21 protein-coding genes are annotated in these 22,959 nt (G+C 45.7%); all 21 read left to right on the forward strand.

Features of this window, described 5'->3' with window-relative positions; all coding sequences use genetic code 11:
* The first annotated feature begins 220 nt into the window (after positions 1 to 220).
* The 21 genes from M3629_RS04540 (at position 221) to M3629_RS04640 (ending at position 22,780) form a co-directional block, all read left to right on the forward strand.
* Entirely contained in the window at positions 221 to 1,906 is a 1,686-nt protein-coding gene (locus M3629_RS04540; RefSeq protein WP_251503063.1) for a ribonuclease J, read from the forward strand.
* A gap of 256 nt (positions 1,907 to 2,162) precedes the next feature.
* Positions 2,163 to 2,927, forward strand: a complete 765-nt coding sequence (locus M3629_RS04545) for a ClpP family protease (protein WP_285888395.1) — start codon at positions 2,163 to 2,165, stop codon at positions 2,925 to 2,927.
* Positions 2,924 to 3,157 (forward strand): YlzJ-like family protein, encoded by a 234-nt coding sequence (locus M3629_RS04550; RefSeq protein ID WP_251503064.1) that lies wholly within the window; start codon positions 2,924 to 2,926, stop codon positions 3,155 to 3,157. The genes M3629_RS04545 and M3629_RS04550 overlap by 4 nt, the downstream gene beginning before the upstream one ends.
* Positions 3,158 to 3,247: 90 nt before the next feature.
* Positions 3,248 to 6,013 (forward strand): FtsK/SpoIIIE family DNA translocase, encoded by a 2,766-nt coding sequence (locus M3629_RS04555; protein WP_251503065.1) that lies wholly within the window; start codon positions 3,248 to 3,250, stop codon positions 6,011 to 6,013.
* Positions 6,014 to 6,192: 179 nt separating this feature from the next.
* Positions 6,193 to 7,026 (forward strand): spore cortex-lytic enzyme, encoded by an 834-nt coding sequence (gene sleB, locus M3629_RS04560; protein ID WP_251503066.1) that lies wholly within the window; start codon positions 6,193 to 6,195, stop codon positions 7,024 to 7,026.
* 126 nt (positions 7,027 to 7,152) lie between these two features.
* Positions 7,153 to 8,436 carry an EF-P 5-aminopentanol modification-associated protein YfmF gene (gene yfmF / locus M3629_RS04565; RefSeq protein WP_251503067.1) on the forward strand — a complete coding sequence of 428 codons (1,284 nt, stop codon included), beginning with the start codon at positions 7,153 to 7,155 and terminating at the stop codon, positions 8,434 to 8,436.
* Positions 8,437 to 8,438: 2 nt separating this feature from the next.
* On the forward strand, positions 8,439 to 9,719 hold the full coding sequence (yfmH, locus tag M3629_RS04570) for an EF-P 5-aminopentanol modification-associated protein YfmH (protein ID WP_251503068.1): 1,281 nt from the start codon (positions 8,439 to 8,441) through the stop codon (positions 9,717 to 9,719).
* 56 nt (positions 9,720 to 9,775) lie between these two features.
* On the forward strand, positions 9,776 to 10,540 hold the full coding sequence (ymfI, locus tag M3629_RS04575; protein WP_251504552.1) for an elongation factor P 5-aminopentanone reductase: 765 nt from the start codon (positions 9,776 to 9,778) through the stop codon (positions 10,538 to 10,540).
* Between the two features lie 177 nt (positions 10,541 to 10,717).
* Positions 10,718 to 10,981, forward strand: coding sequence for a DUF3243 domain-containing protein (locus M3629_RS04580; RefSeq protein ID WP_145329845.1), 264 nt, complete (start codon positions 10,718 to 10,720; stop codon positions 10,979 to 10,981).
* Positions 10,982 to 11,178: 197 nt separating this feature from the next.
* Positions 11,179 to 11,946: a DUF3388 domain-containing protein gene (locus M3629_RS04585; protein WP_090923944.1), complete on the forward strand. Its 768-nt coding sequence runs from the start codon at positions 11,179 to 11,181 to the stop codon at positions 11,944 to 11,946.
* Positions 11,947 to 12,012: 66 nt separating this feature from the next.
* Entirely contained in the window at positions 12,013 to 13,095 is a 1,083-nt protein-coding gene (locus M3629_RS04590; protein WP_251503069.1) for a helix-turn-helix domain-containing protein, read from the forward strand.
* Between the two features lie 73 nt (positions 13,096 to 13,168).
* Positions 13,169 to 13,333, forward strand: coding sequence for a hypothetical protein (locus M3629_RS04595; RefSeq protein ID WP_251503070.1), 165 nt, complete (start codon positions 13,169 to 13,171; stop codon positions 13,331 to 13,333).
* Between the two features lie 149 nt (positions 13,334 to 13,482).
* Positions 13,483 to 13,974, forward strand: coding sequence for a YajQ family cyclic di-GMP-binding protein (locus M3629_RS04600; protein WP_251503071.1), 492 nt, complete (start codon positions 13,483 to 13,485; stop codon positions 13,972 to 13,974).
* A gap of 316 nt (positions 13,975 to 14,290) precedes the next feature.
* On the forward strand, positions 14,291 to 14,878 hold the full coding sequence (gene pgsA, locus M3629_RS04605) for a CDP-diacylglycerol--glycerol-3-phosphate 3-phosphatidyltransferase (RefSeq protein ID WP_251503072.1): 588 nt from the start codon (positions 14,291 to 14,293) through the stop codon (positions 14,876 to 14,878).
* A 109-nt stretch (positions 14,879 to 14,987) separates the two neighbouring features.
* Positions 14,988 to 16,244 carry a competence/damage-inducible protein A gene (locus tag M3629_RS04610; protein ID WP_251503073.1) on the forward strand — a complete coding sequence of 419 codons (1,257 nt, stop codon included), beginning with the start codon at positions 14,988 to 14,990 and terminating at the stop codon, positions 16,242 to 16,244.
* 241 nt (positions 16,245 to 16,485) lie between these two features.
* A complete protein-coding gene (gene recA, locus M3629_RS04615) occupies positions 16,486 to 17,550 on the forward strand; it encodes a recombinase RecA (RefSeq protein ID WP_285888165.1) in 1,065 nt (354 codons plus the stop codon).
* A gap of 202 nt (positions 17,551 to 17,752) precedes the next feature.
* Positions 17,753 to 18,553 (forward strand): regulatory protein RecX, encoded by an 801-nt coding sequence (locus M3629_RS04620; RefSeq protein ID WP_251503074.1) that lies wholly within the window; start codon positions 17,753 to 17,755, stop codon positions 18,551 to 18,553.
* A 311-nt stretch (positions 18,554 to 18,864) separates the two neighbouring features.
* Positions 18,865 to 20,406 carry a ribonuclease Y gene (gene rny, locus M3629_RS04625; protein WP_145329856.1) on the forward strand — a complete coding sequence of 514 codons (1,542 nt, stop codon included), beginning with the start codon at positions 18,865 to 18,867 and terminating at the stop codon, positions 20,404 to 20,406.
* 80 nt (positions 20,407 to 20,486) lie between these two features.
* Complete coding sequence (locus tag M3629_RS04630) at positions 20,487 to 21,281, forward strand: TIGR00282 family metallophosphoesterase (protein WP_251503075.1); 795 nt, start codon at positions 20,487 to 20,489, stop codon at positions 21,279 to 21,281.
* 117 nt (positions 21,282 to 21,398) lie between these two features.
* Positions 21,399 to 21,659 carry a stage V sporulation protein S gene (locus M3629_RS04635; protein ID WP_007430104.1) on the forward strand — a complete coding sequence of 87 codons (261 nt, stop codon included), beginning with the start codon at positions 21,399 to 21,401 and terminating at the stop codon, positions 21,657 to 21,659.
* Between the two features lie 119 nt (positions 21,660 to 21,778).
* A complete protein-coding gene (locus M3629_RS04640; RefSeq protein ID WP_251503076.1) occupies positions 21,779 to 22,780 on the forward strand; it encodes a dipeptidase in 1,002 nt (333 codons plus the stop codon).
* Positions 22,781 to 22,959: the final 179 nt, after the last annotated feature.

A 22,959-nucleotide genomic window follows, 5' to 3' on the forward strand; every position in this document is an offset into this window, starting at 1 on the left:
CTTTGCGGTGAAAAAGGAAGGAACGGCTAAGAGGGGAAATTCGGATCCAATCTGTTGGTGATGGGGTGTAACTTCGAAGAACTTCTTCCAAATATCGTGAATAAAGGTGTTCTTTTGCATTCATCCTTAACTTATGGGGTGTAATGTATGAACTACTTTTCTTAACTTACAATAAATAATAAGGTACGACGTCCAACTACCATAGGAGGTTCAGATTCATTTGTCTAAGAAAAATAATAATAATAACGAGAAGTTGATGATTTTTGCATTGGGCGGCGTAGGCGAGATTGGTAAAAATATGTATGTTATCCAATACGCGAACGACATTGTTGTCGTTGACGCTGGTCTTAAATTCCCGGAAGAAGATATGCTTGGTATTGATATTGTCATCCCTGACATTTCGTATTTGACTGAGAATCGCGATAAAGTACGCGGCATTATTCTGACTCACGGACATGAGGATCACATTGGCGGTTTGCCGTATGTTCTTAAGCACTTAAATGTCCCTGTATACGGAACAAGGCTTACTCTTGGTCTCGTCGAGAACAAATTGAAAGAAGCGAATTTGCTGGGTGAAACGAAACGCATTCTGATCAATGCAGATTCAGAGATCGAGCTGGGTTCGACGCTGAAAGCATCGTTCTTCGCTACTAACCATAGTATTCCGGATTCTGTTGGGGTATGTGTGGAAACTCCAGAAGGAGCAGTTGTTCATACTGGTGACTTCAAATTTGATCATACACCAGTGAATGGTCAATATGCAGATCTTCAACGTATGGCACAAATCGGAACGAACGGCGTACTCGCGTTGTTGTCTGACAGTACCAATGCAGAGAAGCCTGGATTTACACCATCAGAGAAAAATGTGGGCATCGTGCTGGAGGATATTTTCCGCAAAGCGAGCCAGCGTGTCGTTGTTGCCACGTTTGCCTCCAACGTACACCGTATTCAACAAGTCATTAATGCAGCAGAAGTGACTGGACGCAAAGTTGCAGTGATCGGGCGCAGCATGGTGAACGTGGTTGGTATTGCTTCGGATCTGGGCTATCTGGAAATTCCGGACGGCATGATCATTGAACCTGAAGAAGTAGGCAAAATGGCTGCAGATCGTGTAGTTATTCTTTGCACAGGTAGCCAAGGCGAACCGATGTCTGCACTGACACGTATGGCGCGTTCTACGCATCGTAAAGTGGACATCCTTCCAGGAGATACCGTTATCATCGCAGCTACACCTGTACCAGGAAACGAGAAGTATGTGGGCCGTACAATTGACGAACTGTTCCGTCTGGGAGCACACGTACATTACAGCGGTGCCAACAGCGGCGTTCACGTATCCGGTCACGGTAGCCAGGAAGAATTGAAACTGATGCTGAACCTGATGAAACCGAAATACTTCCTGCCAATTCACGGTGAATTCCGTATGCAACGTCGTCACGCGGTTCTTGCTGAATCTGTTGGTATCGATCCGGACAACATTTTCATTACGGATATCGGTGAAGTTGTGGAGATTCAAGGTGGAGCTGCACGCAAAGCAGGTAAAGTAACTGCGGGTAACGTGTTGATCGATGGTCTGGGTGTAGGTGATGTTGGTAACATCGTACTGCGTGATCGCAAGTTGCTGTCTCAGGATGGAATTCTGGTTGTCGTAGTTACACTCAGCAAGCAGGATGGTAAAATCGTCTCTGGTCCGGATATTATCTCCCGCGGATTCGTGTATGTACGTGAATCAGAAGGACTGCTGGATGAGGCTAATCGTATCGTTAGCAGTACTTTGCAGAAGCTGATGAGTGAGAACGTGAACGAGTGGGCTTCACTTAAAACCAATGTTAAAGATGCTTTGGGACGTTTCCTGTATGAGCAAACGCGTCGTAGACCGATGATTTTGCCAATCATTATGGAAGTTTAAAATAGCTTTAATGAAAAACATATAATCAGGCACACAGTCGCCCCTTCTCTACGAGTAATATTGGACGGTTCCTCGTAGAGAAGGGGCTTTTTTTGTTTTTGAAAAGCAGTATGAAAGGTAATCAACAATTACAAAGGTTAATTCGTGGAAATGTTTGTTCAGAGAAAGTATAAGGTTGTTGACAGATTCCCCATACTAAGGAAAAGCATCAATTATATTTTTCAGGAGAAGGAGACAGCATTTCATGAATGAGCAGATGAATGACAACAAACGAATGCCAAAACCCAATCAGTCGGAGGCCGAGGCTCCAGAGATTCCGGTACAGGAGGAGAAGCAACTTTCTCCAGTCACAGAATCCATTCAGCAGTTTGGACAAACACAGTCACCAGCCAGCGAATCTAATATTTTCTGCATGACCATTATCGGTCAGGTAGAGGGGCATTTGATTTTACCTCCACAGAACAAAACAACGAAGTATGAGCATATTATCCCGCAACTGGTAGCGGCAGAACAAAATCCGAAGATAGAAGGCATTCTGATTATTCTTAATACGGTAGGTGGCGATGTGGAAGCTGGCCTTGCTATTGCTGAGATGATTGCCTCTTTGAGCAAACCAACGGTGACCGTTGTTATTGGAGGAGGGCATAGTATTGGTGTACCGATTGCCGTTGCTTCCACGTACTCGCTTATTGCCGGAAGTGCCACAATGACGATTCACCCGATACGTATGAACGGACTTGTCATAGGTGTACCCCAGACGTTTGAATATATGGAGAAGATGCAGGAGCGTGTCGTACGGTTTGTAACTTCTCACTCCAACATTTCCGAAGATATGTTCAAGGAATTGATGTTTAAGACAGGAGAGTTGAACCGGGATATTGGGACAGCTGTAGGAAGTGCAGACGCGGTGAAGTATGGTTTGATGGACGCTGTTGGTGGTATTGGTCAAGCCATTGCACAATTGAACAAACTGATGGGGGATAAGAGACAAACAATGCAGGCGGGAGGATACACGCAATGACAACCATGTATACTGTGATGCCTCCAGAGCAGCTATGGTCGGGCATGTGGGCAGAGGGCGGGGATACGAAAGAGATCCGAATGAATGGTTTGTTAATGCAGGTCAGACCGGTAAACGACACCGAGGCCGTTATTGTGCGTTTACTTGACTGCCCACTTGAAGCGTATCTGGACCCGTCCAATCTGCCGGGCGCAACCGTTCCGCTTTCGGGTAACACAAGTCCAACATAACGCGACGAATTCAGACAAATGGTGCAGAAAAAGAACATATGTACGGAATATATTTGTATGGTATAATATTCTTCTGGGGGTGACCTGATTTTGGCCAGAAGAAAAAAGAGGAAAAAAAAGGGTGCCGGGTTTAGTGGCGTCTTAAAATATGAAATTTATGGCATTGTGCTAATCACGCTGGCAGTTATAGCATTATCGGGTGAAGCCACGGTGGGACGATCGCTTTCCAAGATGTTTGGACTGATGCTTGGCAAGTTTTATTTTGTGATTCCGCTTGTGGGCATATATTACGGTTTGATGGTGATGATTCATCGGAAGTGGCCGAGTGGCTGGACTACACGCAAGACGGGTTTAGTACTCCTAGTCTTTGCGTTAACCCTGATGAGCACCATATCCGCAATGCATCAGAAGCTGCTTCCGGTTGACGCACTTGAACCAGGTGCGGTGCTGACCCAGGTACATAATGATATGCAAACGGAATTATTAACACCTGTTACCTCTGGAGAACGGGATTCCATGCTTGGTAAGGATATTAGCGGCGGATATCTTGGTGCAGGACAGTTTGCTTTATTTTTGTGGTTATTTGGCAGTCTTGGCGCAAGATTGATCATGATCGTGATGTTTGTGATTAGCTTTATGCTTGTTACGGGATTGTCCTATGTTGATTTGATACGCATATTCCGAACAAAGATTTGGGATGCTGGCAGCTCGATGTACAAAAAGCTGGAATCCAGACCAGCAAAACGTTCTGCCTCCAATGTGGCAGGGGCTAAGAAAGGCACCGCGCGTAAATTCGCACCCGTACCCGTTGATGATGAGGAAGAGGATGAAGATTATGATTCTTTAGATTCTCATGAAGGACAGCTGCCCAAACGTAAGGCCCCGATTTTCTTTCAGTTGTTCGGGAAATGGGGAGCGGATCGACAGCTGACGAAACAGGCTGAGGAATCATCAGAAACAGATGTGCTTGAATCGGAACAGGTCGTTTATCGTGCTGGGCAGGAGTTGCCAACCGAGGCATGGTCTGGGGAGCCTGAGTCACCTGTGATCAAAGGTTCTGGTGCAGCAGCGTTATCTACGCAGGTTAAGGCTGATTCGGCACCGATTATTCGTGACTTCTTTGAACATGTTAGATCAGATGGCTCTGACAAAGATGATGATCTGGATGATGCATATCCGTTCCCGGACGATCTGAATCATAAAGACAGTACTCTGGATCAGGTAGACAAAGCGGATATTAAATTTACAGATGAACTCGTAGAAGCAGAGTGGACTGATGCGCATGGCGCAACAGACATGTTTCAAGCGGATCTTGAGCAAGAGATAACGGATGGAGAAGACGCTCCGATTGAAACGTTGAACTCCGGCATGGAGCAGGATGGTGTGGCAGGAGAGAGTGCACAACCTGTCGTGCCGCCACCTCCTCCGCCGAAGCCATACAAGCTTCCTTCATTCCGTCTTTTGTCCAAGCCTAATAATAGCGGAAAAGGCGGCGACCAGAAGGATTATATGCAGACTGCCCGTAAGCTTGAAGCGACGCTAGAAAGTTTCGGAGTGCGGGCCAAAGTTCTGGAAGTTGTCCGAGGACCAGCGGTTACAAGGTATGAAATTCAGCCAGATATCGGGGTCAAGGTTAGCCGTATTGTCAGTCTTACCGATGATATCGCTCTAGCTCTGGCTGCGAAGGATATTCGGATGGAGGCACCCATTCCAGGGAAATCGGCAATTGGTATCGAAGTTCCGAATGGCGAGGTATCCGTTGTGACCATGCGTGAAGTGATGGAGACAGCCACGTTCCAAGATGCTGAATCCAAAGTAACGATTGCGTTTGGACGTGACATATCAGGTCAGACGATCATTGGCAATTTGGCTCGTATGCCCCACTTGTTAGTAGCTGGTGCTACCGGATCAGGAAAGTCAGTATGTATCAACGGCATTATTACCAGCATTCTGTATAAAGCAAAGCCAGATGAGGTCAAGTTTCTAATGGTCGACCCCAAAATGGTCGAGCTGAATGTCTATAACGGAATTCCGCATCTGATGGCACCGGTTGTGACCGATCCGAAAAGAGCATCGCTTGCGCTCAAAAAGATCGTGGTTGAGATGGAGAAACGGTATGAGTTGTTCTCCAAATCAGGTACACGTAACGTTGAGGGATATAACAATTTGATGAAAGATAACCCTGCGGCGGTACTGCCTTACATTGTGGTCATTGTGGACGAGCTTGCTGATTTGATGATGGTAGCTGCGGGTGATGTAGAGGATGCGATTGCACGTCTTGCGCAGATGGCTCGCGCAGCCGGCATTCACCTGATCATTGCGACGCAGCGTCCTTCTGTTGATGTTATTACAGGGGTAATCAAAGCCAATATTCCTTCACGGATTGCATTTGGCGTATCCTCACAAGTCGATTCACGTACAATACTGGATATGGGCGGAGCGGAGAAGTTGCTAGGTCGTGGTGATATGCTATTCATGCCAATGGGGGCTTCCAAGCCGATTCGTGTTCAGGGTGCGTTCATGAGTGATGAAGAGGTTGAAAATATCGTCAATTACGTTCGTGGTCAAGGTGAAGCGCAGTATGACGAATCCCTTGTCCCGGAGGTAGATGACTCCAATCAAGCAACGGAAGAAGTACAGGATGAACTATACGAACAGGCCGTACAGATCATTTTGGAAGCGAAACAGGCCTCGGTGTCACTCTTACAGCGTCGAATGCGGGTAGGTTATACGCGTGCAGCGCGTTTGATTGACTCCATGGAAGCCAGAGGTATAATTGGGCCATATGAAGGAAGCAAACCGCGCGAAGTCCTTGTTTCGCTGGAACAGTATCAACAAAACAAAATAAGCTCGTAGTGGAGCGTAAGAAAACCTTCAACCGTTAATGGTTGGAGGTTATTGTTGTTCCACAGTTTTTGAGGCTTTGCCATTTGATCCAGAGATCGGATGGTTTGGTGCATAGGAAACAAGACGGCTTGTCATAATAACGGTAGAGATTCTGTTAAATCCCACAAAAGAAAGGTAGAGCATAGTCGATGCGAAAAATGAACCTATGGCTTTTCACTGCTATTTTGCTGATAACCGCGCTTGGAATCCGTTATTTGCTTCCTGAGCATACAGCACCTCAAAGTGCTGCTCAAAACAACCTTCCAGTAGAGGAAAAAGCAATGCCGACCTTCAGTAGCAATACCGTGAAATATGGCAGTTACGGTCAGGATGTCTACGAGCTTCAGGGACGATTGAAGTATCTCGGTTTCTACAATGGCAAAATCGATAGCAATTTTGGCAGCAGCACGCTGAAATCAGTGAAATGGTTTCAATCTGAATTTGGCATGAAGGCAGATGGTGTGGTAGGCGCCAAAACCAAGTTAAAGCTATATAACGCCAGCACCAAATGGTCACCTACAGAGCCGCCTTTGCATAAAGGAGGGGCTACTGGCGGAGACACAGGCGGAGGTGGAGATACCTCAAGCAATGAGAAGGACAATATGGGTTCTGCCAATGCGCTGGGACTCTCCGAGAACGAGCTTAAAATTATGGCGAATGCCGTATATGGCGAAGCGCGAGGCGAACCGTTTGAAGGTCAGGTAGCCGTGGCTGCTGTTATTCTAAATCGCGTAAACTCATCCAGTTTCCCTTCTACTCCGTCTGGGGTTATCTTCCAACCGGGAGCCTTTACAGCCGTAGCGGATGGTCAGATTTATCTGGAGCCTAATGCACAGGCGAAAAAAGCTGTAGAGCAGGCGTTGAACGGATGGGATCCTTCCGGTGGATGTTTGTATTATTTTAACCCAAAGACAGCCACATCCAAGTGGATATGGACTCGTCCGCAAGTGAAAACGATCGGGCAGCATATATTCTGCATGTAATCGGGCGGGGAGCAACCAGAAGGCATGACTTCGGTTGCTTCTTGGCTTTTGGATAGTTTAAAATGGTGGTTACGTTTAAGATTGAGGACTGGTTATCTAAATGACGCCGTAAAGGGGTTTTGACATTTGAATACCGCAGTATTTGAACGGGGGAGCCGTAAACAGCTACGTATCCATGTGCTTCCAACCAAACGTTTCAAAACGTTTGCAATTTCACTGTATGCCGGAGTTCCGCTACGCGAGAACACCGTTACTCCTGTGGCACTGACCCCGTTTGTTTTGAGAAGAGGGACGGAGTCCTATCCGGAAACAACGCAGTTTCGAGAGCAATTGGAGCATTTGTATGGAGCGGGATTTGGTTTTGACGTCTATAAACGCGGTGATTATCAGATAGTGCAGTTTCGTTTGGACACCATTAATGATTCGTTTGTCGGAGGTGGGGAGCAGCAGCTTCTGGACCGTTCGTTTGCCTTTCTTGGCGAAGTGTTGACCAAGCCCGCAAGGGAAAATGGACATTTCAAAACGTCGTATGTACAGGCTGAGCGCGAGACGGTTCGTAAAAAGCTGGAGTCCATAGTGAACGATAAAATGCGTTATGCGGCTGAACGGTGTATCGAAGAAATGTGCAAGCATGAGCCTTACCGTCTTCATCCTCTGGGGGAACGAAAAGCACTGCCAGCCATCGAACCTCCTGAATTAACAGCTGCTTATGAAAACTGGCTAAGGGAAGCCAACATGGACTTGTATGTGGTGGGGGATACGACACTTGAAGAAGTAGAGGAACTGGTGCAGCGTCATTTTAACCTTGAACGCAAAAATTCCTCTGACTATCAAGCTCAGAAGGCGCTGCGCGGGGATGAAGAGCCAAATACGGTCATTGAACGGCTGAATATTGGGCAGGGCAAGCTGAACTTGGGGCTTCGCACTTCCATTACCTATGCAGATGATAAATACGCTTCGGCGCTAATGTATAATGGTATTCTGGGTGGATATCCGCATTCGAAACTGTTTGTCAATGTTCGTGAAAAAGAAAGCCTCGCCTACTATGCTTCTTCCAGATATGATGGGCACAAAGGCATTGCCACGATTCAATCCGGGATTGAGATTCCCAATTATGAAAAAGCAGTGACCATCATCAAGCAACAGCTTGAAGAAATGAAACTCGGACATATCACCGATCTGGAGATGTCTCAGACGAAAGCGATGATCCGTAATCTGTTAAAAGAAATGCAAGATGCTGCTTTCGAGATGATTGCTTACGATTTTAACCGTCAGTTGTCTGGTAAGGAAAGAACATCTGAAGAGCTACTTGCACAAATCGAGCAGATTACCAAGCAGGATGTTCGTGAGGCCGCAGAGCAGTTCCGTCTGGATACGATTTATTTCTTGCGGGACGAGAAGGAGGAATAGTCGTGGAGAGCATTCGGTATGAACATTTGCAGGAAACATTATATTACGAAGTAATGGCGAATGGACTGCATGTCTATGTTTTGCCTAAACCCGGTTTCCAGAAAACATATGCCACCTTCGCGACCAAATACGGGTCAGTGGACAATCACTTTCAAGTGGAAGGACAAGCCGAGGTAAAGGTGCCTGACGGTATTGCGCATTTTCTGGAACACAAAATGTTTGAGGAGCCGACGGGGGATATCTTTGCAACGTTTGCTTCTCATGGTGCTTCTGCGAACGCATTTACAAGTTTTGACCAGACCGTTTATTTGTTTTCGGCAACCGAAAATATCAACGAAAATATACAAACATTAGTTGATTTTGTGCAAAATCCGTACTTTACAGATCAAAACGTCAACAAAGAAAAAGGTATCATTGAACAAGAAATTAATATGTATGCGGATAATCCGGATTGGCGAGTTTATTTCGGATTGATTGAAGCAATGTATCAAAAACATCCAGTGCATATTGATATCGCGGGCACGGTTCAATCCATTCATACGATCACCAAAGAAACGTTGTATACGTGTTATAACACATTTTATCATCCAAGCAATATGCTCTTGTTTATTGTCGGCGGTGTTGATCCTGAGCAGGTCATTAGCATGGTTCGTTCCAATCAGGAGCAGAAAAATGTTGACCCGCAGGGACCGATTCACCGCTTCTTTGAACCTGAGCCAGAGCAAGTGGGGGAGGCCAGACGAGAGGTCAAATTATCCGTTTCCCTGCCGAAATGTTTGTTTGGATTCAAAGAAACGGATGTTGGACTTACAGGAGAGGAACTTTTGCGCCGGGACACGACCACGCAGCTGATGATGGATCTATTGTTCGGTTCCAGCACACATCTGTTTCAGAAGCTTTATGATGAAGACCTGATCTCGGACAGTTTTGGACATGACTATATTAGTTCACCGCAATATGCCTTTTCTGCGGTTGGTGGAGATACGAAAGACCCGGATCAATTGTTAAAACGGATACGCGAGGAAGTCGAAGTGATTATGCAAAAAGGATTCGATGCTTCCGATTTTGAACGAGCTCGCAAAAAGAAAATTGGCGGTTATTTGCGCATGCTCAATTCACCAGAAAACATTGCGAATGAATTCACACGTCAGCAATTCCGTGGCGGTGATTTTTTCAATATGCTTTCATTGTATGAAGCGATTACACTCCAAGATGTAAATCAAAGACTGAAAGAACATATTCGTTGGGATCAGCTGGCTGTATCACTCGTTGTTAGTCCTTAACCACGGAGAGGGAATAGGACGAAGTTTGAAGGTTCACTAGATTGAAAGTGAAAGTTATGGGGGGACACATTGTGAAAGCTATAGGGGAAATGACTGTTTTGGTTACCGGGGCAAGCGGTGGCATAGGAGCTGCAATTGCAGAGCGCTTTGCTAGTGTAGGTATGAACGTGGTGTTGCACTACATGAAATCGCATGAAGCAGCCAATGAAGCGGCAAGACGTTGCATGGAGCGGGGTAACGGACGCATTATGACAGTTTCGGCCGATCTTCGCAGCAAAGAACAGATTCAGCGCATGCGGGAAAAATTGGCTTCTCATGAGTTGTTGCCGGATATTCTTGTGAACAACGCAGGTATATCTCATTATGGTTTGCTTGCGGATGTGACAGAGGAAATCTGGGATGAAGTGATGGCGATTAATCTGAAAGGTACTTTTCTGTGCACACAAGAGATGATGCCTCATATGATCTCCCAAAGATACGGTCGAATCATTAATGTGTCTTCCATCTGGGGGTTATCTGGTGCATCTTGTGAAGTGCTGTATTCCACAACCAAAGGCGGGGTAAATGCTTTCACGAAGGCACTTGCGAAAGAGCTTGCCCCCTCCGGCGTTACGGTAAACGCCGTTGCTCCAGGGGCTGTTCAGACGACGATGTTAGACCACTTGGATCAGAGTGAGTTAAAGATGTTGGAAGATGAAATCCCGGCAGGGCGATTGGCGCAGCCGGACGAGATTTCGTCGCTGGTTTACTTTCTGGCACTACCTGAGTCGGGATATATCAATGGACAGATTATCAGCCCTAATGGAGGCTGGCTGACTTAAGCCAGTGTTCAGGTTATAAGATCAGTATATGCTGAGCTTAATATGGGATATAGGGGGTTGAGTTCTGACATACAGCTTAATTTTTTTAATTTCAAAAGCTCGTATATAAAATGTCCGGGAAGCACATATTACAACTGTTGATTTTAAATCTCATGCGTCAGCCAAGGAGGATTTATCATGTCAACAGAAAACACAGTAGTATCCAACTTTGACACTTGGAAGAAGTTCCTGGGTGATCGCGTACTGCAAGCCGAGAAGATGGGGATGAGTGAAGAAACCATCAACAAACTGGCGTACGAGATCGGTGACTTTCTGGATGAGAAAGTTGATCCGGCGAACCATTCCAACCGGGCATTGAAGGAACTATGGGATGTCGGCGATGCGGATGAGCGTCGTACGATTGCGTGCCTGATGGTCAAATTGGCCAAACAAAACGCATAAGGCAAGAGATGAAGAGCTCCCGCAAGGGGGCTTTTCTCTAATGATTACAAACGGATTACAGAGCTGTTCTTGTAATTCATTTTCATTTTATATATCATTAACGTGACCCATTTTTAGAAGATGACCCGAAATAGCGTCCAGTGGACACGTTCGGATGTTGTCGAATAATGTGGAATAATGCATTACGGGGTGTATACATGGAAACTAAACAATGGTATATGGAATATAAAATACATAAGAACAGACCTGGTCTTTTGGGGGATATCGCCTCTATGCTAGGGATGCTTGAAGTCAATATATTGACCATCAACGGTGTGGAAGGCAAAACACGCGGCATGCTGCTTGAGTCAGATGATGATGAAAAGATTCGTCTGCTTGGAGAGATGCTTGGTAAAGTTAACAGCATTACAGTATCGGCACTGCGTCAACCAAAATTAGTGGATATTCTGGCCGTGCGACATGGTAGGTATATTGACCGTGATTCAGATGATCGCAAAACATTTCGTTTCACTCGGGACGAACTTGGGTTACTCGTGGACTTTTTGGGTGAAGTATTTAAAAGAGAAGGAAATCAAGTGATCGGCTTGCGCGGTATGCCGCGAGTTGGTAAAACAGAGTCAATCATCGCGGGCAGTGTATGTGCCATGAAGCGTTGGACTTTTGTATCTTCTACTCTTCTTCGCCAAACGATTCGGAGCCAGATGTCCGAAGATGAGTTGAACCCGAATAATGTATTTATTATCGATGGGATTGTTAGCACGATTCGCTCCAGTGAGCGGCACTATAATCTGTTGCAGGATATTATGTCGATGCCAAGTACGAAAGTGATTGAGCATCCGGATATTTTTGTGCAGGAATCCGAATATGATTATAATGATTTTGATATTATTATTGAATTGCGTAATAATCCTAACGAAGAAATTATTTATGATACGTTCACGGCAAGCTACACAGACGAACTGTAACGCTCCGTGCCGAATCATGGAATAGATCAGCAACTACTGAAGAGATAAACATAAGGAGGAGATGGCATGTCTGAACTGGGTCAGCAGTTAAGAGAGGCCCGGCTGCAAAAAGGGATGAGTCTCGACGATGTACAGGAAATGACGAAAATTCGCAAGAGGTATTTGGAGGCTATAGAAGCAGGGGACTATAAAGTGTTACCAGGCAGCTTCTATGTGCGTGCATTTATAAAAACCTATGCGGAAACGGTGGGACTGAATGCCGATGAGCTGCTGGAAGGACATAAAAAGGACGTGCCTGCAGAAACTGCGGAAGCAACCATGGAACCGGTAATCCAGAAGCGGTCCAGTCGGCCTGCTGAGCGGAGCAACCGCTGGATGTCTGTTGCCCTAATGTGGACGTTTCCTATTCTCATTATCGTGCTTTTGTATGTGTATATGGCAAACAACAAGGGTGATGACACCAATCCCCAAGGGCTAGATGATACAAAAATTACGGATAGTCAAAAGCCTGCTAATGACCAACCTGATCCATCGCCCGATAACGGGCAAGCGGCGACTCCACCTGCTACCGATTCGGGATCGAATGACAACGATAAAGGTGATGCCGGCGGAAACGGCGGCGGTAGTGAAGCGAACGGTCAGACCGACGGAGAAAATAACGGTCAAACCGATGGGCAGACTGACGGACAAACGGATGGACAAACCGGTGAGAATCAAGAGGGAACACCGCCAACTACACCTGGTTCTGTTGCTGTTTCTGAAGACGGAAAATCTGGCAACATTACAAATTTCAAAGTTAGCGGAAGCGCGGGACAGCCTGTAACCGTTACGATCAAGGCAACAGGACATAGTTGGCTTGAAGTGTATAAAGGCGAGAATTCAAGTGGTGAGAAACTAGAGTATGGCAATACGGCCGATGGTGACACATTTACATTTACTTTGGACAGTGCCGGCATGTACATTAAATCCGGTTATGCGGCCGCAACAACCATTGATGTTGGCGGTCAAGTCGTAACGGACGGCAAAGCAACTAACCGTATTCGTCTTAAACTGGACACAGATAGTGCAGCTTCTTCCACGGGAACAGAAGGCATGACAGACACAACGACCAGTGGCTCTTCGGAAAGCGGAAGCTCCAGTAACGAATAACCTTGCTAACTGCAGGGGACAATAATTTTGTCTTCAATTGCAGTTAACTTATGGTGAAGTGAGGTGGAAGGCCGTGACAGTCAGCTGGATCGTAACCGGTTTAGGGATTATTGTCAGCCTCCTGGGTTATTACCTGACTCCAAATGCCTGGGGTTACGGAATATTGGGCTTTGGACTTGCGCATATCGTTCTCGGTGTGCTCGATATGTTCAGACATCCTAACCGTAGCCGGTATTAAGGCAGCTTAATCAGCAAGCATTTTTGGTGACCGAATGGTACTCCAAAAATGCTTTTTTCTATGAGAAAACATGACTAAGATTAGACTTTTGCTTAAAGTTTACACTATAATGTTACAGAACATATGATTAACTGAAAGGGTGACTCGGTTTGAGTTCAGAAAATTCATTCGATATTGTGTCCAAAATGGACTTGCAGGAATTGAACAATGCGGTTACACAAACGGAAAAAGAAATTGGTGCCCGTTATGATTTCAAAGGCAGTAAAAGTAGCTTGAAACTGGATAAGGATGCTCTTACAATTGTGTCTGATGATGAGACCAAATTAAAAGCGGTTATCGAAGTTTTACAATCCAAAATGGCAAAGCGTGGGCTACCGCTGAAAAATATGGATTACGGTAAAGTAGAGCCGGCTTCCTCCGGTACTGTTCGCCAGCGTTTGAATTTTAAACAGGGTATTGATCAGGATGTGGCTAAAAAAATTAATATTCTCATTCGTGATTCCAAACTGAAGGTGAAGAGTCAGATTCAGGGAGACCAGCTTCGGGTGACAGGTAAGAGCAAAAATGATCTGCAAGCCGTAATGCAACTTCTGAATGGAGCTAACTTGCCACTGGATCTGCAATATACCAATTTTAAATAAAGGTCCTTTACAGAAATGTCTTTTTGACACTGTATTGGTACGTATATTATACTGAATGTGCATTGCTGGCAGTCATACATCAAGCCCAGTCTTCATCGTAAGCTGACTTTGTGAAAAGCAGTACACTTCTGGAAGTCACCGGAGCGTTTAAAAGCAGTTTTGCGTTTGAGCGGTAGACTTTATTTTTTGCGTTTCTACATAGGCTTTTATGTAAATATAAGTCGACGTTTCAATCGTTCATTTCTTGCTTCAGATGATGAATACGGAATTAAGATGATTGTTTGAAGTAATGGAGGATACAAAGGGAGGGCGTCTTGTGAATTTACCCAACCGGATTACGCTTGCACGAATTTGCTTAATCCCTTTTTTGATGGTGTTCCTGCTTGTGGATTTTCCATTTTATCCAGAGCCGCTACATCTTGGGAGCCTTACGCTTCCGTATAATCAGTTAATTGCTGCTTTTATTTTTATCGTTGCTGCAAGCACGGATGGAATAGACGGCTATCTTGCAAGGAAAAACAATATGGTCACCAATCTGGGCAAACTGCTTGATCCTCTGGCAGACAAGCTTCTGGTCACCGCTGTATTGATTTCATTGGTTCAAATGGGCAAGCTGGATTCATGGATTGCAGTCGTTATTATCAGCCGTGAATTTGCCGTGACCGGCCTACGTCAGATCGCTTTGTTGGACGGTTCGGTTGTAGCGGCGAGTGCATGGGGCAAACTGAAAACAGTCGTGCAGATTGTAGCGATTGTGTTGTTGCTACTGAACAATTTCCCCTTCTCATACACGGGTATTCATGTCGATGAAATTGCGGTATGGGCAGCGGCCTTGATCACGATCTGGTCTGGAATCGACTACTTTATCAAAAACAAAAACTTGCTTCATTTATCAAAAGCGTAATGATTTATGCTGAAACGGGTAATGATGAAAGACTTATCGGGTCAAAGGGCAATAGGAACTCATCCTATTGCCCTTTGACTACTCCACATGTGTACAGGAGGAAGCCAAAATGAAGGCAGAGATTATTGCAGTTGGTACAGAATTACTGCTGGGACAAATCGTAAATACCAATGCCAGATACCTTTCCCGGGAACTTGCTGCCATGGGGATTGACGTATATTTTCAAACGGTGGTTGGAGATAATCAGAATCGGCTTAGTGAAGCGATACGTATCGCGCAAGGACGTGCAGACATTATTTTATTTTCCGGGGGCATCGGTCCAACACAGGATGATTTGACTAAAGACGCGCTGGCTGCAGTGTTGAATCGGAAATTGCATATTGACCGTATGGCCATGGATAAAATTGAAGGTTTCTTCCGCGATCGAAATGTGGAAATGACGGAAAATAATCGGCGTCAAGCCATTGTTCTCGAGGGTGGAACTCCTCTGGCGAATGAAACCGGACTTGCTGCAGGAAACGCGATTGCGGATAACGATAAATTTTATGTTGTTATGCCTGGGCCGCCTAAAGAATTGATTCCAATGTTCGAGCAGGAAGTCAAACCTTGGTTGCTCCAGCATGCTCTTACAGAAGAAATGCCGATTTATTCACGCATGTTGAAATTCGCAGGCATTGGAGAATCTGCTCTAGAGGATCGGTTGCTTGACTTGATCGACGGACAGACAGACCCTACGATCGCTCCCTACGCGAGTGAGGGAGAAGTGACCGTACGTGTGTCTACCAAGGCTCCGAGCGAAGGAGAAGCCAAGTTAAAGCTGGATGCGATGGAAGTGCAGATTCGCGAGCGTTTGTCTGAGCATCTCTACGCTAACGAGGATGTGCCTATAGAGTACACGATTGTTACAATGATGTCTGATATGGGGCTTACCCTGAGCGCGGCTGAAAGCTGCACAGGAGGGCTTGTGATGCAAAGCTTAACTTCAGTGCCTGGAAGTGCCTCGATGTTAAAAGGTGGCATTGTATGTTACTCTAATGAGATTAAAGAAAAGCTGTTAAATGTGCCTCACAGTTACTTAGAGGGTGAAGATGCACCGGGTGCTGTTAGCCCAGAGGTGGCAAAAGTGCTTGCCGAGCAGATCCGTATGATCGGGGATGCAGATTTTGGGTTGGCTATTACCGGAGTAGCCGGTCCGGGATATTCGGAACGTAAACCACCAGGTCTCGTATTTATCGCTTTGGCTGAGCGTGGGAAGGATACGGAGATTCATGAACTCCGGATTAACGGTAACCGGGAAACGGTTCGCATTCGCTCGGCAAAAGCGATTTTATATCGGTTATGGCAAAAGTTAGTGGCTATTGACTGACGATTACGCAGGCAGATTGCATTTGCATAATTGAGGAAGTATAATGATTAAAGACGGAAGAACCGTAAAATGTGGCTTAACAGCTTCATTTACGGTTCTTTTTCTGTTTTTTATTCAATTTCCATGAGGAAGAGGCGCCTCGGCCTGAACAAAAAAAACGAATGTATGTTCGAAAAAAAGCTTGGCAAACGAGTTAAAACAAGGTATCATTATATTATAAACAGTAAAGGGTGTGAGTTTATTGTCAGACCGTCGTGCCGCGCTTGATATGGCGCTCCGTCAAATAGAGAAGCAATTTGGTAAAGGTTCCATCATGAAATTGGGTGAGTCAACTCACATGAATGTGGAAATCATTCCCAGTGGATCATTGGCTTTGGATATTGCATTAGGAACAGGCGGCTTGCCGAAAGGCCGTATTGTTGAAATATATGGACCTGAATCTTCAGGTAAAACCACTGTGGCATTGCATGCCATTGCTGAAGTTCAACGTGTAGGTGGACAAGCTGCGTTTATCGATGCCGAGCACGCACTTGATCCGAATTATGCAAGCAAACTGGGTGTTAACATTGATGAATTGCTCTTGTCTCAACCGGATACAGGTGAGCAAGGATTGGAAATCGCCGAGGCTCTTGTACGCAGTGGTGCAGTAGACATCATTGTTATTGACTCGGTAGCAGCGCTTGTACCAAAAGCAGAGATTGAAGGAGAGATGGGAGATTCTCACGTTGGTTTGCAGGCTCGTTTGATGTCCCAGGCGCTTCGTAAATTGTCCGGTGCAATCAGTAAATCTAAAACGATTGCCATCTTCATCAATCAGCTTCGTGAGAAAGTTGGGGTTATGTTTGGTAACCCGGAAACGACACCTGGTGGCCGCGCATTAAAGTTCTATTCCACGGTTCGTCTAGATGTACGCCGTATTGAGAGTATCAAATCAGGCAATGACATTACGGGTAACCGTACCCGTATTAAAGTTGTTAAAAACAAAGTGGCACCTCCGTTCAAACAAGCGGAAGTTGACATTATGTATGGTGAAGGTATTTCCAAAGAGGGAAGTATCATCGATATCGGTACAGAGCTGGATATCGTTAACAAAAGCGGTGCTTGGTATTCATATGAAGGTGAACGTTTAGGTCAAGGCCGTGAGAACGCGAAGCAGTTTATGAAAGAACATAAAGAAATTGCTGATGTGATTGAGCAGAAAATTCGTGAAGCCAGCAATTTGACAACGGCTATTCCTGCTCCAACGAGTGAAGAGCAAGAAAAAGAAGCGGCTGAAGAACAGGAATTATTCGAAATTAATGAGTAGTTCTTCTATGAGGGAAGGCTTTGATCTTCTGTCACAGCCTGAACTTTGTATTGAGCGATTGCTAATGCTTATCTAGCTAAATAGGATTGGTTTTTCGCGATGCTAACAGCCTCTGTCCATTCCGGACAGAGGCTGTTAGCATCTATGCCATCCTTAACCTGAGCTGAATCTAGATCGTAAGAGCGACCGAAGAGAATTCATTTTGACCAGAAGTATAAATAAAGGGAGCGTGAAGATCGTAGTGAAACATCGCCAAAAGGAGCAAGAATATGATGATGACGAAGAATTGCAAGAAACAGCGGAATTTAATGGCATCTCTCAATTTCCAGATGATGAAGAACTTATCATTACTCGGGTAGAGCGCACCAAGAGCAGAGAGGCTCGCTACCGGATTTCATTTGGTAACTACTCACTTACGGTTCTAGAAGATGTGATGATTAAGTACAGGATGACACGCGGCAACATTTTTATGAAGAAAGATCTGGAGGAAATCATCATCGCGGATGAACGCCAGCGAACATATGTGCAATCCTTACGCTTTTTGGAGTTTAAGCAACGGACACGTCATGAATTAAAGGAGAAGTTAAAGCAAAAAGAGTTCGCTATGCCAATCATTGATGAGGTCTTGGATCGGCTTGTACAAGAGAAACTCGTTGATGATGATCTATTTGCTAAGGAATGGACAAGGCAGCGTATGGAGGGGCAGCGGAAGGGAAAACTGTGGATAAGACAAGAATTGCGTCAAAAAGGCATTGCAAATGAACTCATTGCTGAAGTACTAGATGACGTGAGCGAAGATGCGGAATACGACACCGCATTAATAGCGGGTCGCAAGAAGTGGAAACAGGTTCGTGGAGATGTGCAGGAGAAGAAACGTAAAACGTTCCCGTTCTTGATGCGACGCGGTTTTAGCACGGATCTGGTGCGCCGGGTCATGAATCGTTTATTGGAAGAGGATGAAGCAGAAGATGCCGAAGATGATGAAGCATTGTTATGGGACTAGACGAGAAGACTAACAATACTGCATTCTCTTGACAATTTCTTTCGTCAAATACTAAAATGGACATGAGTCTGTAAGAAGTAGACAACCCTTTTTCCTTCCAAAAAAGCGGTTTCGGTTTCTTCAGATTTACTCCATTCCTGATTATGGGTTCACTGGAAACAGTGGATAGTACATGTGGTCATGTACATGTGAAATGAAAATCGGCGGGGGATCGCCGTGAGTATTCGTTATTCCCAAACATATGTAAGACATGAAAACAGAAAAGTTGACCCAAGGAGTGCCTTGGAGGAACCAACGAGGAGGTGAACAGTATGAACATTGCTATCACGATCATTCTCGTTGTGGCTGCGCTCGTTATTGGGTTCGGAGTCGGATATTTTATTCGCAAATCTCTTGCAGAGGCTAAAATCTCTAGTGCGGAACAAGCTGCCGTACAAATCGTGGAGAACGCGAAAAAAGAGGCAGAGGCACTGAAGAAAGAAACGGTGCTGGAAGCGAAGGACGAGATTCATCGCATTCGCGCCGAAGCTGAAAAGGACACTCGTGAACGTCGGAACGAAATTCAACGACAAGAGAGACGATTGTTGCAAAAAGAAGAGTCGCTGGATAAAAAATTGGAATCACTCGAACGTAAAGAAGAGCAAGTGGCTAACAAAGAGAAACGTATCGATGAAACACAGCAGCAGATCGAAATGATCTACAAAAACCAGGTGACGGAGCTTGAACGAATCTCCAATCTCACAATGGAAGACGCACGCAGTATCATACTGTCCAACGTAGAACAGGAAGTTCGTCATGAGACGGCTCAAATGATCAAGGACATCGAACAGCAAGCGAAGGAAGAAGCGGACAAAAAGTCCCGCGAGATCATTACACTCGCTATCCAACGCTGTGCGGCTGACCATGTAGCGGAGACAACGGTATCCGTTGTAACGCTGCCTAATGAAGAAATGAAAGGCCGGATTATCGGTCGTGAAGGACGTAACATCCGTGCTCTTGAAACCCTTACTGGGATTGACCTCATTATCGATGATACGCCAGAAGCTGTTATTCTGTCGGGCTTTGACCCGATTCGCCGTGAGATTGCTCGGACGGCACTGGAGAAACTGGTGGCGGATGGACGAATTCACCCGGCGCGTATTGAAGAGATGGTGGAGAAGTCACGTAAAGAAGTGGATGAGCGCATCCGTGAATACGGTGAACAAGCTACCTTTGAAGTGGGCGTGCATGGTCTACACCCAGATCTCATCAAAATTCTGGGCCGCCTGAAGTTCCGTACAAGCTACGGTCAGAACGTCTTGAAACATTCGATGGAAGTTGCTTATTTGGCAGGACTAATGGCTGGAGAACTTGGAGAAGACGTAACTTTGGCAAGACGTGCAGGTTTGTTGCATGACATCGGTAAAGCGCTGGATCACGAAGTGGAAGGATCACACGTTGAAATTGGCGTGGAGCTAGCGAAGAAATACAAGGAACACCCAGTGGTTATCAACAGTATCGCTTCCCATCACGGGGACTGCGAAGCAACTTCGGTTATTGCGATGCTGGTGGGTGCAGCTGATGCGCTGTCCGCAGCTCGTCCGGGTGCACGCCGAGAAACATTGGAGACATACATCAAACGACTGGAGAAGCTGGAAGAAATTTCGGAATCGTTCGAAGGTGTCGAGAAATCGTACGCCATCCAAGCTGGACGTGAAGTTCGTGTCATGGTGCAGCCTGAGAAGATTGATGATGCTGAAGCTTTCCGCCTCGCACGTGACATCACGAAGATGATCGAGAATGAACTTGATTATCCAGGTCATATCAAAGTCACCGTGATCCGGGAAACTCGGGCGGTTGAATACGCAAAATAGAGCATTTTGGAAAAGTGGCCGCTTCAGTGGGCCACTTTTCCTGTTGATAAGCCATGCAGGAATTGAGGAGGCAACAAATCATGAGAGTTTTGTTTATTGGGGACATCGTAGGAAACGTGGGGCGTAAAGCCCTTAAAGACAACTTGCCCTATCTGAAATCGAAATATAAACCACATGTGATCATTGTAAATGGTGAGAATGCTGCAGCAGGACGCGGGATTACAGGCGCGATTGCCAATGAATTTTTTAATTGGGGTGTACATGGCATTACGCTTGGTAACCATACTTGGGACAATAAGGATATTTTTGATTTTATAGATGATGAACCGCGGATGATCAGACCGGCCAACTTTCCACCGGATACACCTGGACGTGGGTATACCGTAGTTCAGGGTGAGGGGAAAGAACTTGCGATCGTGAATCTGCAAGGCAGAACTTTCTTGCCTGCGATTGATTGTCCGTTTCGTGCAGCGGATGAGATTGTGGATGAGCTACGTAGGGAGTATAAGTGCATTCTTGTGGATATGCACGCGGAAGCAACGTCTGAAAAGATCGCTATGGGCTGGCATCTCGATGGGCGCGCATCGTTCGTTGTAGGTACGCATACCCACGTGCAGAGCAACGATGAACGTATTTTGCCTGGAGGTACGGCGTATTTGACCGATGCGGGTATGGTAGGACCGCGTGATGGCATTCTGGGCATGGAACGTGAAGCGGTACTGCGCAAATTTTATACCCAGCTTCCCGTAAGGTTTGTGGTTGACGACGGTAAATGGCATTTTCATGGCGTGGTCGTGGATATCGATGAAGCAACCGGTGCGGCTACCCGGATTGAGAAAGTTCGATTAATGGAAGACGAGTGGCGCATGGAATAGGGGGATTGACCCATTTTGTGGGGAAACCCTGCTAAAAAGAAGGAATTTTTTTTCCTCCCGCGAATAACATCTAGTAAGTGGAAACAAACTTTCAACATTCCCAGGGAGGTACTTACCATGGATGTATTAAAAGTTTCAGCAAAGTCCAATCCTAACTCTGTAGCCGGCGCTCTTGCAGGAGTTCTTCGTGAACGTGGAAATGCTGAACTGCAGGCAATTGGAGCGGGAGCACTGAACCAAGCCATTAAAGCGGTAGCGATTGCCCGGGGATTTGTAGCACCAAGCGGAGTTGACCTGATTTGTATTCCAGCTTTTACAGACATTGTGATTGACGGTGAGGACCGAACGGCCATTAAGCTGATTGTGGAGCCCAGATAATACATGAGTTGAACGTACGCATGAGCCTGTTTACGAATAAAGTAGACAGGTTTTTTTGCGTTATTTTACAAAAGAATCGAACGGAAATGGGTAATTATATGTGATGGGGAGGGCGGACTATGCCGAGAATGGGTGAGCGTATCGCTGATTTTCATTGTGATGCACTAAGCAAGTTGCTGATGAAACCTGAAATTTCTTTTGAGAAGACTTCCGAACTGGATGTTAATTTAGAGCGCATGCAAGAAGGTGGTGTTCATCTGCAGGCGTTTGCGATTTATCTGCCGGAAGTGCTGGGCCGGGGTAAGTTTGAACATGTGATGGGACAACTGGAGTTGTACCGTAAAAAGGTAGAGCATAGCGTACAGCGCCCTGGTGGGGTCAAGACACTGCTTTGGCGTGAACAGGTAGCACGCTTGCATAAGGAAGCGGAAATCGCTCCATGGGGCCTAATCACATTGGAGGGTGTTGAGGGGCTGGAAGGAAACCTGTTTTATCTGGAATTGTGTTTTCAGATGGGGGTACGCGTCATTGGTCTTACATGGAATCATGCGAACTGGGCTGCGGACGGTATTATGGAAAAGCGGGGGGCGGGTCTGACAGAGAGAGGCAAGGAACTGGTGCGTCTTTGCAATCAGAAGGGAATGCTCCTGGATGTGTCTCATTTATCGGAAAAAGGTTTCTGGGAGCTGGCGGATTTGAGCGAACGTCCCTTTATAGCCTCGCATTCCAATAGCTATAGCGTATGTTCGCATATACGTAATTTAAAGGATGACCAGATTCAGGCCATGGTTGCGAGAGATGGACGTATTGGCTTGACGTTTGTACCATGGTTTGTCAAAGACGCGGATGAGGTAGGAATAGAGGATTTGTTGCCACACATCGAACAGATCTGTTCGCTTGGAGGGGCTCATCATCTGATGATGGGATCAGATTTTGACGGGATCTCAACTAAAATTCAGGGTCTGGAGCATGCAGGATGTTATCCAAAGCTGACAGAAATATTGCTGAAGCATTATGACGAAGCATTGGTGCATGGCTGGTTATGGGGGAATGCAATGCGTTATCTCGGGGAACACTTGCCAGAGGGTGGACTAATGCATGTGAGTAAATTTAATTCATAAAGAGACGAAGAAAAATAAAAAAGCAAATAATGTAGTAAGAAAGAGGATGTAATAAATCTCACTTTTTCAAAATAAGTGTCCCGAAATGGAAATGAATTAGCGAAAATAAGTGTATTTCATGAATTTTCATCAGTTTGTTTTCATTTCACAGTAAAAAGGAGTATAATACCACTTGGATT

The organism is Paenibacillus polysaccharolyticus, assembly GCF_023714295.1.
In the GTDB taxonomy this organism is placed as follows: Bacteria; Bacillota; Bacilli; order Paenibacillales; family Paenibacillaceae; genus Paenibacillus; species Paenibacillus polysaccharolyticus_A.